This window comes from Streptococcus loxodontisalivarius (assembly GCF_016908645.1).
Classification (GTDB): Bacteria; Bacillota; Bacilli; order Lactobacillales; family Streptococcaceae; genus Streptococcus; species Streptococcus loxodontisalivarius.
In genome coordinates this window covers 40,471-56,031 of the sequence record NZ_JAFBEH010000003.1, presented here as the reverse complement: position 1 = coordinate 56,031, position 15,561 = coordinate 40,471, and the positions used below count along the sequence as shown (strand labels likewise).

14 protein-coding genes are annotated in these 15,561 nt (G+C 41.5%); 9 read left to right on the top strand and 5 right to left on the bottom strand.

From position 1 onward, the window contains the following. Positions 1 to 6 precede the first annotated feature (6 nt). On the bottom strand, positions 7 to 558 hold the full coding sequence (gene coaC, locus JOC28_RS01480) for a phosphopantothenoylcysteine decarboxylase (RefSeq protein WP_205008875.1): 552 nt from the start codon (positions 556 to 558) through the stop codon (positions 7 to 9). Beyond that, positions 551 to 1,237: a phosphopantothenate--cysteine ligase gene (locus JOC28_RS01475; protein ID WP_205008874.1), complete on the bottom strand. Its 687-nt coding sequence runs from the start codon at positions 1,235 to 1,237 to the stop codon at positions 551 to 553. Before JOC28_RS01475 ends, coaC begins: the two co-directional genes overlap by 8 nt. Positions 1,238 to 1,402: 165 nt before the next feature. On the opposite strand from JOC28_RS01475, the gene JOC28_RS01470 reads away from it, so the two are divergent. Both JOC28_RS01470 and JOC28_RS01465 read left to right on the top strand, forming a co-directional pair. Beyond that, on the top strand, positions 1,403 to 2,320 hold the full coding sequence (locus tag JOC28_RS01470) for a phosphodiester glycosidase family protein (RefSeq protein WP_205008873.1): 918 nt from the start codon (positions 1,403 to 1,405) through the stop codon (positions 2,318 to 2,320). Then, a complete protein-coding gene (locus JOC28_RS01465; protein WP_205008872.1) occupies positions 2,301 to 2,696 on the top strand; it encodes a hypothetical protein in 396 nt (131 codons plus the stop codon). The genes JOC28_RS01470 and JOC28_RS01465 overlap by 20 nt, the downstream gene beginning before the upstream one ends. Here the strand turns inward: JOC28_RS01465 and JOC28_RS01460 are convergent. The 3 genes from JOC28_RS01460 to JOC28_RS01450 form a co-directional block, all read right to left on the bottom strand. Continuing rightward, on the bottom strand, positions 2,640 to 4,376 hold the full coding sequence (locus JOC28_RS01460) for an IS1182 family transposase (protein WP_205008890.1): 1,737 nt from the start codon (positions 4,374 to 4,376) through the stop codon (positions 2,640 to 2,642). The genes JOC28_RS01465 and JOC28_RS01460 overlap by 57 nt on opposite strands. A 131-nt stretch (positions 4,377 to 4,507) precedes the next feature. Beyond that, positions 4,508 to 5,194 (bottom strand): DUF4956 domain-containing protein, encoded by a 687-nt coding sequence (locus tag JOC28_RS01455; protein ID WP_205008871.1) that lies wholly within the window; start codon positions 5,192 to 5,194, stop codon positions 4,508 to 4,510. Between the two features lie 9 nt (positions 5,195 to 5,203). Then, positions 5,204 to 5,950 (bottom strand): polyphosphate polymerase domain-containing protein, encoded by a 747-nt coding sequence (locus JOC28_RS01450; protein ID WP_205008870.1) that lies wholly within the window; start codon positions 5,948 to 5,950, stop codon positions 5,204 to 5,206. A 226-nt stretch (positions 5,951 to 6,176) separates the two neighbouring features. On the opposite strand from JOC28_RS01450, the gene JOC28_RS01445 reads away from it, so the two are divergent. From JOC28_RS01445 to dapA, 7 genes are all read left to right on the top strand, one after another. After that, positions 6,177 to 7,187, top strand: a complete 1,011-nt coding sequence (locus JOC28_RS01445) for a glycosyltransferase (RefSeq protein ID WP_205008869.1) — start codon at positions 6,177 to 6,179, stop codon at positions 7,185 to 7,187. 188 nt (positions 7,188 to 7,375) lie between these two features. Beyond that, positions 7,376 to 9,046 (top strand): formate--tetrahydrofolate ligase, encoded by a 1,671-nt coding sequence (locus tag JOC28_RS01440; RefSeq protein WP_205008868.1) that lies wholly within the window; start codon positions 7,376 to 7,378, stop codon positions 9,044 to 9,046. A 319-nt stretch (positions 9,047 to 9,365) separates the two neighbouring features. Then, on the top strand, positions 9,366 to 10,682 hold the full coding sequence (locus tag JOC28_RS01435; protein ID WP_205008867.1) for an FAD-containing oxidoreductase: 1,317 nt from the start codon (positions 9,366 to 9,368) through the stop codon (positions 10,680 to 10,682). A 146-nt stretch (positions 10,683 to 10,828) separates the two neighbouring features. After that, on the top strand, positions 10,829 to 12,385 hold the full coding sequence (gene cls, locus JOC28_RS01430; RefSeq protein ID WP_205008889.1) for a cardiolipin synthase: 1,557 nt from the start codon (positions 10,829 to 10,831) through the stop codon (positions 12,383 to 12,385). Positions 12,386 to 12,678: 293 nt separating this feature from the next. After that, the gene (locus JOC28_RS01425) at positions 12,679 to 13,755 is read left to right on the top strand and encodes an aspartate-semialdehyde dehydrogenase (RefSeq protein ID WP_205008866.1); all 1,077 of its coding nucleotides are present in this window, start codon (positions 12,679 to 12,681) and stop codon (positions 13,753 to 13,755) included. A 66-nt stretch (positions 13,756 to 13,821) separates the two neighbouring features. Then, a complete protein-coding gene (locus tag JOC28_RS01420) occupies positions 13,822 to 14,295 on the top strand; it encodes a hypothetical protein (RefSeq protein WP_205008865.1) in 474 nt (157 codons plus the stop codon). Between the two features lie 260 nt (positions 14,296 to 14,555). Beyond that, positions 14,556 to 15,491: a 4-hydroxy-tetrahydrodipicolinate synthase gene (gene dapA / locus JOC28_RS01415; RefSeq protein WP_205008864.1), complete on the top strand. Its 936-nt coding sequence runs from the start codon at positions 14,556 to 14,558 to the stop codon at positions 15,489 to 15,491. Positions 15,492 to 15,561 lie beyond the last annotated feature (70 nt).

Below are 15,561 nucleotides of genomic sequence, written 5' to 3'. Positions count from 1 at the left end.
AGTCATTTACGAATTTTTATTTAAAACCTCATCAATCGTTTCTAAAATTAGCTCGAGGTCAGCCAAGGCTCCGCGTCCCACATCACCACAGGCAAGTAGAGCTGACTTGGGCTCGATAATCTGGTAACCAAGCTCTGCCAGTAGCTTCAAATTCCGCTGAGTAAGTGGGTTGTCATACATCTTGGTATTCATAGCAGGAGCCAAGAGCTTTTTCGTTTTAGGGGGAAGGGCTAGCGCTGTTGCCGTTAGCATATTGTCAGCGAAGCCATTTGCCAAATGAGCAATGGTGTTAGCAGAAGCTGGCGCCACGATAAAGAGGTCCGTCTCTTTACCCAAGTCGATATGCTCAATGCGAGGAGCCAGTTTTTCCTCCATGACATCAAGATGGACAGGATTTTTAGAGAGAACCTGCAGAGTCAGTGGGGTGATAAAGGCTGTCGCTGCCTCTGTCATAATGACCTTAACCTCATAGCCACGTTTTTTCAGTTGGCTGGTCAGATCAGCCGCCTTGTAGGCTGAAATCGATCCCGAAACTGCAAGTGTGATTCGTTTAGTCATGAGTTACCACCTTTTCATAGATAAGCTGGGCAATACCTTCCTTATCAAAAGCTTCAAAGCTATCATCCTCTGAAAGGAGATAGGCATGGTGCTGTGTCGGACTAATCTCAGTCAAATCATTGGCTAAAATGTAGTCAGCCTGGTTTTTCTGCAGACTTGCACGCGCTACTCTAAAAAGCTCTTCCTTAGGAACATCTACCAAGAGTTTGAAACCAATCAAGCGGATAGCAGGATTCCATTCCTTAACAAGGCTGATAATCTTAGGTGTCTTTTTAAGAAAGAGAACTTGATAGTCAGCTTGAGACGAAATCTTGTTCTCTGAATTGGACTTGCTTAAGAGGTCTGAAATCTGCTCTGTCTTTTCCAATTCGTCAATATCCGTCATGTAGACAGGTGTGTAGTCTGAGACAGCCATGCTATGGATAAGGACATCGTGGGTCTTGACCAGACCCTCCATCGTTGTCAGTAGACTCTCAACATTTGAAATTTCATGTAGGTTTAAATTAGGCTGGCTAGCTGGTTTGACTGCTTGTTTGGTCGTAACCAAGGTCACCTCATGCCCTTGCGCTAAAAAGGTCTCAGCGATGAGCTTTCCAAGATTGCCAGTAGAGTGGTTGGTAATCCCTCGAACAGAGTCGATCTTTTCTGTTGTTCCACCAGATGTAATCAAAATTTTCATAGGTGCATTTTACCTTAAAATGCCATTTTTGTAAACCTAAAATCAATTTAAGGTAACCTTTAGCTAGAATTAAGCTTCCTTTTAAGAATCCTTGTTAGAATGACTCTAATCATAAAGAAATGCTGGGCTATTTCCAGATTTTCTATTACATTTTGGAGGATTTATATGAACTTTCTCAAAAGGCATGCCTATGCTCTGCTATTTTCAGCAGTCCTGCTAGGTGCCAATACCTATTCTCTGCTAAAGGTCTTTGTCATTCCCTCGGCGGTAACGACAGTGGCAACAAGCACTAGCACCTCGACAAGTAGTACCGCCTCGACCAGCACTGGAGAGGTAACTCAGACCGATACTAGCTACAAGGATGATAATATTTCTATCACAATCACAACAGGTCAAACTTCTGATACGACTTACTATGTTGCTGACATCACACTTTCTAGTGCAGAATATCTCAAGACAGCCCTGGCTCAGAATACCTACGGTACTAACATTACTGAAACCACTTCAAGTATCGCTTCAAGCAACAATGCTATTTTTGCTATTAACGGTGACTACTACGGAGCTAACTCAACTGGTTATGTTATCAAAAATGGAACACTCTATCGTGATACTAGTCGAAATTCTGACTATGATGATTTGGCAATCCTTTCTGACGGTAGTTTCATGACTTATAATGAAAATGACACGACTGCACAAGAATTGATTGATGCTGGTGTTGTTAATACCTTCGCCTTTGGTCCAACTTTAGTTTCAAATGGTGAAATTGCTGTCTCTGAATCAGAAGAAGTCGGACAAGCCATGTCAGACAATCCTCGTACGGCAATCGGTGTTATCGAAACTGACGATGGAAGTCTACACTACATCGTTATCGTTTCAGATGGACGCACAGACGAATCATCTGGTTTGACACTTTATGAAATGGCAGAGCTGATGCAATCATACGGTGTTACAACTGCCTATAACCTTGACGGCGGTGGATCATCTACCATGTACTTCAACGGTCAAGTCGTTAACAAACCTACAACTAACGGAAATACCATCTCAGAAAGGGCGGTGAGCGATATTGTCTACATCGGTTACTAAGAAAACAGCCATCAAAGGAAGTATCATCTACCTGGCAATCAGTATCTTTTGCGTGATTTTCACCTATGTCTATGAACTTTACAGTTACGGTGAATCATCTCCTTACATGCGACTCATGTTTTTAGCACCACTAATTTCAGCAGCCTTCTTTGTTCTGACAGCCTTCGGATTCACTTGGCTTCAGAATCGAGCATCTCTTTTGGTATTCAATTCAGGAATTGCCATCATTGTCAGTGCCTGTCTGGTCAAGGGAATTATCGAGGTCTCAGGACGAACAACAACCATTGACCAACCCTACTGGTATGTCGCTATCGCCTTTCTAGTTCTCAGCCTCATCTTGGGACTCTTTAAGAAAAATCGAAAAGCAGCAGTATAAATCGAAAGAGGCTGGGCAAAAACTAGCTTCAAAATAAAACCACACAATGATTTCTGTCTCGAAAACAATCAAGACGAAAGTACCTCTGTGTGGTTTTTGAGTATGTGACGTTTTTAAGGCTAGATTCTTAGCCAATTTTGTGAGATTCATGCTCATGAAGAGGAAACCAATCTCCGTTTGGACTGCTTGGTTTCCTCTAACGTGAACTCTACGTACGCCAAAAACGCTCTTTAACCTACCAAAAACGGGTTCAACATCAATTTTCCGTTTGGCGTAGATACGAGATCCTTCTTGGCTATGTAATTCTTCTTTGACGAGTTCCTTAAAATAATTCCAAGTGGGATTGTAGTGAATTTGTTTCTGACGACCACTTTCTGTTTTGGCAAGTTTCTCCAACTCTGCTGTGCCTTGTATCTTATCTGCCTCATAGATTTTAAAGTCACGTTTAAAGCCGTACTTGTCAGTTTGACTAGAGTAATACTTAAAGGAATATACAATTCCGTCTGGTTTCACAAACTGGTCTGTTTTTTCAAGATAGTCCCAATTCCTTGGATTAGTAGAACTGTTCTGATATTTCTTGGACAATTCCTTCTGGTACATGCCGTAAGGAATCAGAGGTGTTTTCTCTAATTCGTCAACGATAAAACTATAATTCTCTTCGCTTCCATAACCGGCATCAGCTACAATGTGTTGGAACAAGTCCAAGGTTTGAATTGATTGGAGGAAGGGTTTCAATGTTCTGGTATCCGTTGGATTTGGAAAGATATCGTAGGCAAGGACATATTGACCATTGGTGGCAGCTTGAATATTATAGCCAGGTTTGAGCTGACCATTCATCATATGATCTTCTTTCATCCGCATAAAGGTGGCATCATGATCCGTTTTGGAGAAGGAGTTACGTTCTTGGAGGATTTCTCTGGCCTCTTCATAGCGATGCTTACGAGGGAGATAATCCTTTCTCAACTGGTTACGGAGTTTCTTAATACGACGTCGCTTCTGTTTATTGGCTGACCCACCCTTGATAACTTTGGGTTCCTCAGAAATAGCCTTCTCCACCTCAGCTAAGGCTTCCTCAGTTTTTTCAAGCAATTCTTCTAAACCTTGGCTAGTTTCACAGTCTTCTTTAGACAGGGCTATATTGACACCTTCTTGAACCAGCTGGTCATAGAGTTCTGAGAGTTTCCCATTTAGAGCAGCTTCATATTTAGCAACAGCCTTTTTCCAAGTAAAGGAATAAAGATTGGCATCTGCTTCCAATTTTGTACCATCAATAAAGAGAGCTTGGTCTTCAATCATGCCATGTTCACGCATGAGGAGAGTGAAGTAGATAAAGGAAGTTTTAATCAGGTTGTTGGCATGCTTACTAGAACGAAAATTATTGATGGTTTTGTAGCTGACATAGGTATCCTGACTCAGCCATTTCATGGGAATCACTTCCTCGTTCATCTGCACCATTTTACGACCAGAAAAGACCTGACGGGCATAAGCAAAGAGAGTCATTTTCAGGAGCATGGCAGGATGGAAGGCTGGGCGACCAGTATGAGACTTTTCTTCTAGTAAAACGTGACTAGGAATACTATCCACAAAAAGACTAATGAGTCTAGCCTCGTGTGTCATAGGAATATCATAGGCAAGATTTAGTTCTAAACTGAGTTGATTTGTGTTATACTCTTTATACATGATCATGGCTTTCTAGTTGTTTTGTGGTTATTATAATTATAAACCATGACATTGGAAAACGAGCATCTCCGACTGCGGAAGTGCTCGTTTTTTTCTATTCTGAAGCTAGTTTTTGCCCAGCCTCCGTTTTTTTAGAGATTCTTTTTCTTCTTAGCTTGTTTGGTGAGTGCTAGATCTAGATTGTCTAGGCTAGCAAGGAAACCTTGGCTAAGTTGGAAATCGGTGATATTCGGTTTGAGGTCTACTTCGTAGACTAATTTTAGTTGGTCACCAGAACCTGTACTGTTAATGGAGATAAGCAAATGAGTTGCACAGTAGTTAGCAAATAATTTTTCTAAAATCTGATTGAGATCCTCACGATTGGCTACTGTTAGTGTCAAATGTCTTCTAGTCTGACTGTCTGCAATGATCTTCATATTTTCCAAAGAAAACCAAATCAAGAGCAAAATCAGAGTAGTCGCCGCTGAAAGGAGCAGATAGCCCATACCGCAGGCAAGTCCAATAATCATCGATAGGAAGACCGCTAGCAACTCGCGTGAACCACTGGTTGCCGAACGGAAACGTATCAAGCTAAAGACCCCAGCAACGGCAACGCTGGTACCCAGATTACCGTTGACGAGAAAGATAACTAGAGTCATCAGACTTGGTAGGATAGCCAGTGTGATAACAAATTCTCTGGTATAAAGAGTGCGGTACTTGTAGACCCAGCTTAGCGCCAGCCCCAAAAGAAGGCTGACAAAGAGAGCTAGGATGAGCATACCTGCATTAACAGAAGTTGTAGTTGTCGTAAAAACGCTATTAAATAGGCTAGCTGACATAGGCACCTCCTACTTGGTCATCTGGGGGACAATCCCTTGTGATTTACGGTAGGCTGTACTATATTTAGAGAACTTCTGAGCTTCGATCCCATGTTCCTCCAAAATATCAGCCAACCATTTAGGCTGTTGACCTGGAGCCTTGATTTCCATGATGACATAACCTTCATCAAGTAGAGCTTGTCCATCATTTCCATTGAAAAGACTGACGTCATGATCACGATAGGTCAGGTTTTGGTCAATGGTCACACGAACCTTGGTTGACGAATAGCCTTTAATAGAATGTTTTTCTTTGAGTGAGTAGCGATCATAATAGATATACATACGAGGTTTTAGTCCATCATAACGCTGACGCAACTCATGGATTTCATCGAGGAGATCTTGATCTGTGATGCTAGAATCGACTTGACCATTCTCTAACAGAGCTGTGATTGCTGAAGGCGTTGAAACCAAACGGAATTTGTGACCGACACCTTCCTGATCTTTTTTCTTAATTTCAAGAAAGACCTGACTATCTGCTTGAGGATTTGCGAGGTAAGTTCGCATACGAATTTTTTCACGATGATTCTTCTTAGCGATAGAGTCTTGGATAACTTGAAAATCTTCTGTATCAAAATAGATATTTGAAATAGTAGAAGTTGGATAGTCATCTTCCACCAGATAAACCTTCAAGTCTGTTAAGAGGGCATCTAGGTCCTCCTTAGCAACAATATATTTAGTTTCAATACGTTTAAAGCGTGTTTCTAATGGTTTAGACATCTTGTCTCCTTTGTTTCATTCATTTTAGTGATGGTATGAGTTTAACGACCTTTCCTTATACTTTCTTTAAATGAGGCAAAGCTGTGGCAAACTTGTGGCAGGATTAAGGAAACTTTAACCAATCTTTCAGTCTTTTTTCAGTTGAGACCAGTATTATGTAAGCAATTCAACACAAGCTATCTCAGTATTTTCAATACCTAGAGATAACCAGAAAGGAATTCTTATTATGTATCTTATTATCCCATCTTATGAACCAGATCAGCGTCTCTGCGACCTTGTCAAAGCCTGTCGTAAAGAATTACCAGATGCGCAGCTTATTGTCGTAAATGATGGTAGCAAACCAAATTATCAAACCTATTTTGAAGAATCTAGACTTGCAGGAGCCATTGTTCTTGAACATGTCGTTAATAAAGGAAAAGGAGCTGCTCTGAAAACAGCTCTGCGATTTATCCAAAAAGATGGTGCTAAAGGTCAAGCAATCGTTACCGCTGATAGCGACGGACAACACCTTATTAAGGATATCGTTCGAGTAGCAGAAGCTAGTCAAAAAGAACCATCTGCCCTTATCCTGGGTGCGCGTGCTTTCGTAGGAAAAGTTCCGGCACGTAGCCGCTTCGGAAATAAGGTAACGGCAGCGCTCTTCCATCTTATTACTGGTCAAAAAGTGACTGATACTCAGACAGGTCTGCGTGCCTTCAGTAGTGATCTCATTCCATGGTTACTAAGTCTTGACGGCGACCGCTTCGAATACGAATTTAATATGTTGCTTGAAGCTAGAAAAGCAGGTCATGAAATCGTCGAAGTTCCTATTGAAACTGTCTATCTAGAGGAGAATAAGAGTTCTCACTTCAGACCAATTCGAGATTCTATCCGTATCTATGCTCCCTTTATTAAATTTTCGGGGTCAGCCTTAACCGCTGCGCTTATTGATGCCCTTGCACTCTTTATTTTAGTTGCCATTACAGGAAACCTCCTGCTATCAGTTGTGCTCTCACGCCTCATCAGTGCTTCTAGCCAGTGCCTCCTAAACGCCAAGCTAGTCTTTCATCCAACAGGCTCTCTCTTTAAGGCAGCTATCCGTTACTTCATGTTGGCAGCAGTCATTCTGACCTGCAACTACGTGATGCTCAAGGCACTGGTAGGTATAGGTATCGGCTTGGTCATCGCTAAGCTTCTGACTGAAACCATTCTCTTCCTAGTCAGCTATCGTGTACAGCACCGCTTTGTTTTTCATTAAAATTTAGGGACTCTTTGAGTCCTTTTTTTGTAAAATAGCAGAGCATTTTCTATAAAAAACGTTTTTTTGATAGATTTACACAAAAGAATACGCTTAATAAGCGAACAATTTTCTAAATTCAGTTAAAAATGATGCCTTTTTAGGTTTGGTTTGCTATAATAGTCCTATCAAAGAAAAAGAGGTGTCTCATGAAATCTGATATCGAAATTGCACAAAGCGTAGAACTAAAGCCAATTACTGACATTGTTGAACAAGTTGGTATCACCTTTGATGATATTGAACTCTATGGTAAATACAAGGCAAAACTATCTTTCGACAAGATCAATGCCGTTAAAGACCAAGAACCTGGTAAGCTTGTTTTGGTAACAGCTATTAACCCAACACCAGCAGGTGAAGGAAAATCAACTATGTCTATCGGACTTGCTGACGCTCTTAACAAGATTGGTAAGAAAACCATGATTGCCCTTCGTGAACCATCTCTTGGACCTGTTATGGGGATCAAAGGTGGAGCAGCTGGTGGTGGTTACGCCCAAGTCCTTCCTATGGAAGACATCAACCTCCACTTCACAGGAGATATGCACGCCATCACAACGGCAAACAATGCTCTTTCTGCCCTCCTTGATAACCACATTCAACAAGGAAATGAGCTAGGAATTGACCAACGTCGTGTCATCTGGAAGCGCGTGGTTGACTTGAATGACCGTGCTCTTCGTCAAGTGATTATCGGTCTTGGTAGCCCGGTAAACGGTATCCCTCGTGAGGACGGCTTTGACATCACGGTTGCTTCAGAAATCATGGCAATCCTCTGCTTGGCAACTGACCTCAAGGACCTCAAAGAACGTTTGGCAAATATCGTCGTTGCCTACCGTTATGACCGTACACCAGTTTATGTGCGTGACCTTGAAGTAGAAGGTGCTTTAACTCTTATTCTTAAAGATGCCATCAAACCTAACCTGGTTCAAACCATCTACGGAACACCTGCCTTGGTTCACGGTGGTCCATTTGCCAATATCGCTCACGGTTGTAACTCTGTTCTTGCAACAGCGACAGCTCTTCGTTTGGCAGATTACACCATCACAGAAGCTGGTTTCGGTGCTGATTTGGGTGCAGAAAAATTCCTCGATATCAAGACACCAAATCTTCCTAAAACACCTGATGCAGTCGTAATCGTAGCAACACTTCGTGCCCTTAAAATGCACGGTGGCGTTGCCAAGACTGACCTTTCAGAAGAAAATGTGGAAGCTGTTAAAGCTGGTTTTGCTAACCTTAAACGCCACGTGGAAAATGTTCGTAAATACGGACTTCCAGCAGTCGTAGCTATCAATGAATTTGTCGCAGATACTGAAGCTGAAATCGCAGCCCTCAAAGAACTCTGTGCTGAAATCAATGTTCCAGTTGAACTTGCTAGCGTTTGGGCAAACGGTGCTGATGGCGGTATTGACCTCGCCAAAGCAGTCGTAGAAGCTGTTGAAAATGGCGGAGCTGACTACAAACGTCTCTACTCAGATGAAGACAGCATTCAAGAAAAAATCACTAAAATTGTTACAGAAATCTACGGTGGTCGCTCAGTTGTCTTTGGACCAAAAGCCAAAACACAACTCAAACAATTCGCTGAATTCGGCTGGGATAAATTGCCAGTCTGCATGGCTAAAACACAATATAGCTTCTCAGACAACCCAGCTCTTCTCGGAGCACCAGAAGACTTCGATATTACCATCCGTGAATTTGTTCCAAAAACAGGTGCAGGATTTATCGTTGCACTTACTGGTGACGTTATGACCATGCCAGGACTTCCAAAACGCCCAGCAGCACTTAACATGGACGTTGCCGAAGACGGAACAGCAATTGGATTGTTCTAATAAGACATCTAAAGAGGCTGGGACAAAAGTCCTAGCCTTCTTATTTTTTATAATCTAGTTTGCAAGGCGCAGGGGTTGAGTGGTCTCTAATTCGTTGATAAATCAACCCTTACAGCCCTACTCAACTGTGCGGAGGTGGGACGACAAAATCGAATTCCTTTGGAATTACCGATTTTTGTCCCACTCTCTTTTTGATTCACTAACCATCAAAATGGGTGCAGTAAAAGGATTTAAAATTTCCGTAGCAAATAATTGACTAATAACAGACCGGTTGGTACAATGCTAGAGTAATAAAAATAAAGGAATTGGAGAAATTCTTATGAAACAATATGATTTGCTCGTTATCGGATTTGGTAAAGCTGGTAAAACTATCGCTGGTAAAATGGCATCACTCGGCAAAAAAGTTGCCCTTGTTGAACGTGACGCTTCTATGTATGGTGGAACATGTATCAATATCGGTTGTATCCCAACAAAGACTTTGATTCATGCCGCAGAAGAAAATCTTAGCTTCGCACAAGCTATGGAACTTAAAGAAACTGTGACAACTCGTCTCCGTAACAAAAACGAAGCCGTGCTTACAGGTGCTGGGGTTGATCTTTACAATGCCCAAGCTAAGTTTGTCTCAAACAAGGTCGTTGAAATCTCTGCTGGTGATGATGTAGAGCAACTAACTGCTGAAAATATCGTTATCAATACTGGTGCGGTTTCAAATGTCTTCCCAATTCCTGGGCTTCTTGAGTCTAAAAACGTGGTTGATAGCACTGGTATTCAAAACCTTGACCAACAACCAAAACGTCTTGGTATTATCGGTGGTGGTAACATCGGTCTTGAATTTGCCAGCCTCTACGCGCGTTTGGACAGCCAAGTAACAGTCTTTGAAGCAGCGCCAGCTATCCTTGGTCGTGCCGAAGAAGTAGCAGCTAAACTTGCTCAAACTTACCTTGAAGAAGATGGCGTCAGCTTTGTTCTCGGAGCTAAAGTGGAAAAAGTTGCTAATGCTGGTGAAGCAGTAGTCGTAACAGCTGACGGTAAAGACTATGAGTTTGATGCGGTTATGTATGCTATGGGTCGTAAACCTGCAACTGAAGGACTTGGTCTTGAAAACACAGACATCACACTTACTGAACGTGGGGCTGTTCAAGTCAATGAATACCTTGAAACAAGTGTTGCAGGCGTTTATGCAGCAGGTGATGTTAACGGTGGGCTTCAATTCACTTACACATCATTGGACGACTTCCGTATCCTTCTTGGACAATTTACTGGAAACAGCGACTACAACCTCAATAACCGTAAAAATGTTCCAAACACAACCTTCATCGAACCAGCCCTTTCACAAGTTGGTTTGACTGAAAAAGAAGTTATCGCAGCAGGCCTTCCTTACAAGGCAAATGAATTGGCTGTCGCAAACATGCCACGCGCACACGTCAATAACGACCTTCGTGGTATCTATAAAGTCATCGTAAACACTGAGACAAATGAAATCCTTGGAGCAACCCTATTTGGTTCAAACTCACACGAAATCATCAACCTCATCAAGATGGCAATGGATAACAAAATCCCTTATACTTACATTAAAAACCAAGTTTTCACTCACCCAACAATGGCTGAAAACTTGAACGATGTCTTCAATTTCTAAAAAGCAGTCACTAGAATTGAGACCTTAAATTTTTCAAAAAAGGCTTCCTAAGGGGAGTCTTTTTGGCTGCTTATTATGGTATAATAAAAGCACTATTTTTTTTCAAGGAGGACAAAAACATCAATCAAAAACACAAGGTCGTCCGTCTGCTTGACAAAGGGAGACGTGGGCTTCTTAGAGGTATTTTTAGTCGTATCACTGTTATTGCCGTCCTGTTAATTGTGCAACTCTTGATATTAGTTGCTTCATTCAGCTGGCTCAGTCATTATCAGATTCACTTAGAAGTCTTGAGTGGCATTATCGTCACCATCTCAGTGCTCTATCTGGTCAATAGTGAAATGGACAGACTATCCGTCATTACTTGGATGCTCTTGATTATCCCATTTCCAATCCCAGGAAGTCTCTTTCTTCTCTACACCAAGATTGACTGGGGTTATAATGGTTTAAAAGCTATGCTTAATAAAAATATTGAGGATAGTATTCCTTATCTGACTCAAAATCAAAATATTCTCAAAGAGCTCAAGCAGAATCACTCGACAACTTACAATCTAGCTCGTTACCTCAGTGGAGATAGTGATAGCGATCATTTCCCAGTTTATCAAGATAGCAAAGCGACCTATTTCCCATCTGGTGAGGCTAAGTTCAAAGCCCTAAAAGAACAGCTTCGTGCAGCCAAACATTATATCTTCATGGAATACTTCATCATTGATGAAGGAATCATGTGGGGTGAAATTCTTGCAATTCTAGAAGACAAGGTCAAAGAAGGCGTAGAAGTCCGTGTCATGTACGATGGTATGATTGAATTTTCAACACTATCTTTTGACTACACAGAACGCCTTGAAAAAATCGGTATTCATGCCAAGGCTTTCTCTCCGATTTCACCTTTCCTTTCAACCTACTACAATTATCGTGACCACCGTAAAATTGTGGTTATCGATGGGGAAGTTGCCTTCACAGGCGGCGTTAACCTAGCTGATGAATATATCAATGAAATTGAGCGCTTCGGTCATTGGAAGGACACTGCTATCATGATTGAAGGGAGAGCCGTAGATACTTTCACCATTCTCTTTATGCAAATGTGGGCAGTCACAGATTCAAAGACCAATAACAACTATGCAGACTATCTTGGTCTCCATCAGAAACCAGTCATCTCAGATGGTTTTATAATCCCCTATGCGGATTCACCTCTTGATGACGATAAGGTCGGAGAAAATGTTTACATCGATATTCTCAACCATGCTAGAGACTATGTTCATATCATGACACCATACCTTATTTTGGACAGCGAAATGGAACATGCGCTTAAATTTGCGGCTGAGCGTGGGGTGGATGTTAAACTGATTATGCCAGGTATTCCCGATAAGCCAATCCCTTATGCCCTAGCGAAAACATACTATGCAACCTTGATGAAGGCAGGGGTTAAGATCTACACTTATACTCCTGGATTTGTTCATGCCAAGGTCTTCGTAGCCGATGGTCATAAAGCAGTAGTGGGTACAATCAATTTGGACTACCGCAGTCTTTATCATCACTTTGAATGCGCAACCTATCTCTACCACAATTCAGAGATTGCAAAAATTGAGAAGGATTTCCAAGACACTCTTGAAAGCTGTCAAGAAGTTACCTTTGAAACCCTCAAAAATGAACCCGTTACCACTAAACTTTTGGGTAAAGTGGTCAAACTCATTGCACCTCTCTTGTAATCTCTCCTAAGTCATGCTATAATAACGTCATGCGATGAGTCGATTTGGTCTTTAGACCATTTTGCGCTGGGGAGGTCATAACGCAGGAGCGGACTTTGACGACTTGTGTGAACCTTTTCGTCACATTCTTACGAATGCCCCTAACCCTCTGTCTTTGGACAGAGGGTTTTTCTGTATTATTTTCCTTACAGATACTTTTCTTTTCATTGAAAAAATAGTATAATAGAGCCACTATAAATTTTTAGAAAATTTCGAGAATAGCTCTGCTATTTTCAAAAAAATGAGGTATATGTATGGGTTACACAGTAGCAGTCGTTGGTGCCACAGGTGCCGTCGGTACACGTATGATCAAAATGTTGGAAGAATCTACACTTCCAATCGACAAAGTGCGTCTTTTGTCTTCTGCACGTTCAGCTGGTAAAGTTTTGCAATATAAAGAGCAAGACATCGAGGTTGAATTGACAACTGAAGATTCATTTGAAGGTGTGGACATTGCACTCTTCTCAGCTGGTGGTTCTGTATCAGCTAAGTTTGCACCATACGCTGTTAAATCTGGTGCTGTTGTTGTTGATAACACATCACATTTCCGTCAAAACCCAGATGTGCCATTGGTTGTTCCTGAGGTAAATGCTCACGCTCTTGAAGCTCACAACGGTATCATCGCTTGCCCTAACTGTTCAACAATCCAAATGATGGTTGCACTTGAGCCAGTTCGTCAAAAATGGGGTCTTGAACGTATCATCGTTTCAACTTACCAAGCCGTTTCTGGTGCTGGTCAATCAGCAATCAACGAAACTGAGCGTGAATTACGTGATGTTTTGAATGATGGAGTCAACCCTCGCGATGTTAAAGCTGACATCTTGCCATCTGGTGGAGATAAAAAACACTACCCAATCGCTTTCAATGCTCTTCCACAAATCGACGTTTTCACTGACAACGACTACACTTACGAAGAGATGAAAATGACAAATGAAACTAAGAAAATCATGGAAGACGACAGCATTGCTGTTTCAGCAACTTGTGTTCGTATTCCTGTCTTGTCAGCTCACTCAGAATCAGTTTACATTGAAACAAAAGAAGTAGCACCAATCGAAGAAGTCAAAGCAGCAATCGCAGCCTTCCCAGGTGCCGTTCTTGAAGATGATGTCGCTAACCAAGTCTACCCACAAGCCGTTAACGCTGTTGGTTCACGTGATACATTCGTTGGACGTATCCGTAAAGACTTGGATGCTGAAAAAGGAATCCACATGTGGATTGTCTCAGATAACCTCCTCAAAGGTGCTGCATGGAACTCAGTTCAAATCGCAGAAACACTCCACGAACGTGGTCTTGTCCGCCCAACCGCAGACCTTAAATTTGAATTGAAATAAAATAACAAGGGAGTTGAGATTTGATCTACTCCCTTTTGTTTACAATATGAAAGAGAGTTTAGAGCAGTGACAAGCAAAGAAAACAAACAAAATGATACACTTGAGGAATATTTGCAGATAAAAAATGAGTCAAGGTTAGCAACGACTTTATTTGTCGTCTACACATTGCTTCTTTTTGTAGTTGGATTCTGGCTCGTTTCAAAAGGTGCACGGGTTCACACTTTTTCCTATCTCGGAGTATCAATCTATATTGCTGTTGGTATGAGGATCTTTATTCCTCCATTTCATAAAAAAGCCTATCTTGAACTTGCTCAGCCGGAATTAAAACAGTATTCATCTAAAGGAGTATCTGTATCACAATCCTTTTTGCAAAAACAGGTTATTGCCTATATTATGGTTGTTTTGGTGATGGGGTTTGTTACAGTCCAAGCATTACAGAATATTCCTCAAAAAGTTGAGATTGTAAATTATCCAGTGACTGATACAAGTACCTCTAGTGAAGAAACGACCACCATTCCAAGTTTGGGTAATGCTCAGTAAGCTTTATTAAAAAAGTTATTTTGCAGGCAAGGTTAGTAAACCGTCCAAAAAGCTCTACAAGGAACAGATATAAGTTTACGAGCAATTGTGATGGAACAAGAGTAGTCAAAATCTCGAGTTCAGCTGATCTCAGACAGTCATTTGCGCTTTAAAATCTGATTTTTGATGAGAAATGCAATAAAATTCCATTTATATAACCTATATTAGGAGGTTATAGGGTATAATATTAATATATTGATTTAAAACAAAGAGGAGCAGCTATGTCTATTGAACAATTACGCAATGCGAAAATGATTACGGCGATGATTACGCCATTTAATGAAGACGGTTCTATCAACTTTGATGCCCTACCAAAATTAGTTGAGCATCTTCTTGCCCATCATACTGATGGAATCTTGCTAGCAGGTACAACTGCTGAAAGCCCAACTCTTACTCACGATGAGGAGCTTGAGCTTTTTGCGGCAGTCCAAAAAATCGTTGATGGTCGTGTCCCACTGATTGCTGGTGTGGGTACCAATGACACGCGCGATTCAATCGAGTTTGCCAAAGAGGTTGCTGCCTTCGGTGGTTTTGCGGCTGGACTGGCGATCGTTCCTTATTACAACAAGCCGTCTCAAGAAGGAATGTACCAACATTTTAAAGCAATTGCTGACGCTTCTGACCTTCCAATTATTATCTACAATATCCCAGGTCGTGTTGTTGTAGAAATGACTCCAGAAACAATGCTCCGCTTGGCAGAACATCCAAATATCATCGGTGTCAAAGAATGTACCAGCCTTGCCAATATGGCTTACCTAATCGAGCATAAACCAGAGGATTTCCTCATTTATACTGGTGAAGACGGAGATGCCTTCCACGCCATGAACCTTGGTGCTGACGGTGTTATCTCAGTTGCCTCACATACAAATGGTGATGAGATGTACGATATGTTCCAAGCGATTGAGAACAATGATATTAAGACAGCTGCCAAAATTCAACGTCAGTTTATCCCTAAAGTGAATGCCCTCTTCTCATATCCAAGTCCTGCACCTGTTAAGGCAGTTCTCAACTACCTTGGCTTTGAAGTTGGTCCACTTCGTTTGCCACTCGTTGCAGCACCAGACGAAGATGCCAAACGCATTATCAAGGTTGTAGTAGATGGCGACTACGAAGCTACTAAAGCAACCGTTACAGGTGTGGTTCGTCCAGATTATTAACATAGCTAGGAGTCAAGTTTGCTTGGCTCTTTTCTTATTTTGAGCCATTTTATCAACATTTTTTGAGCTT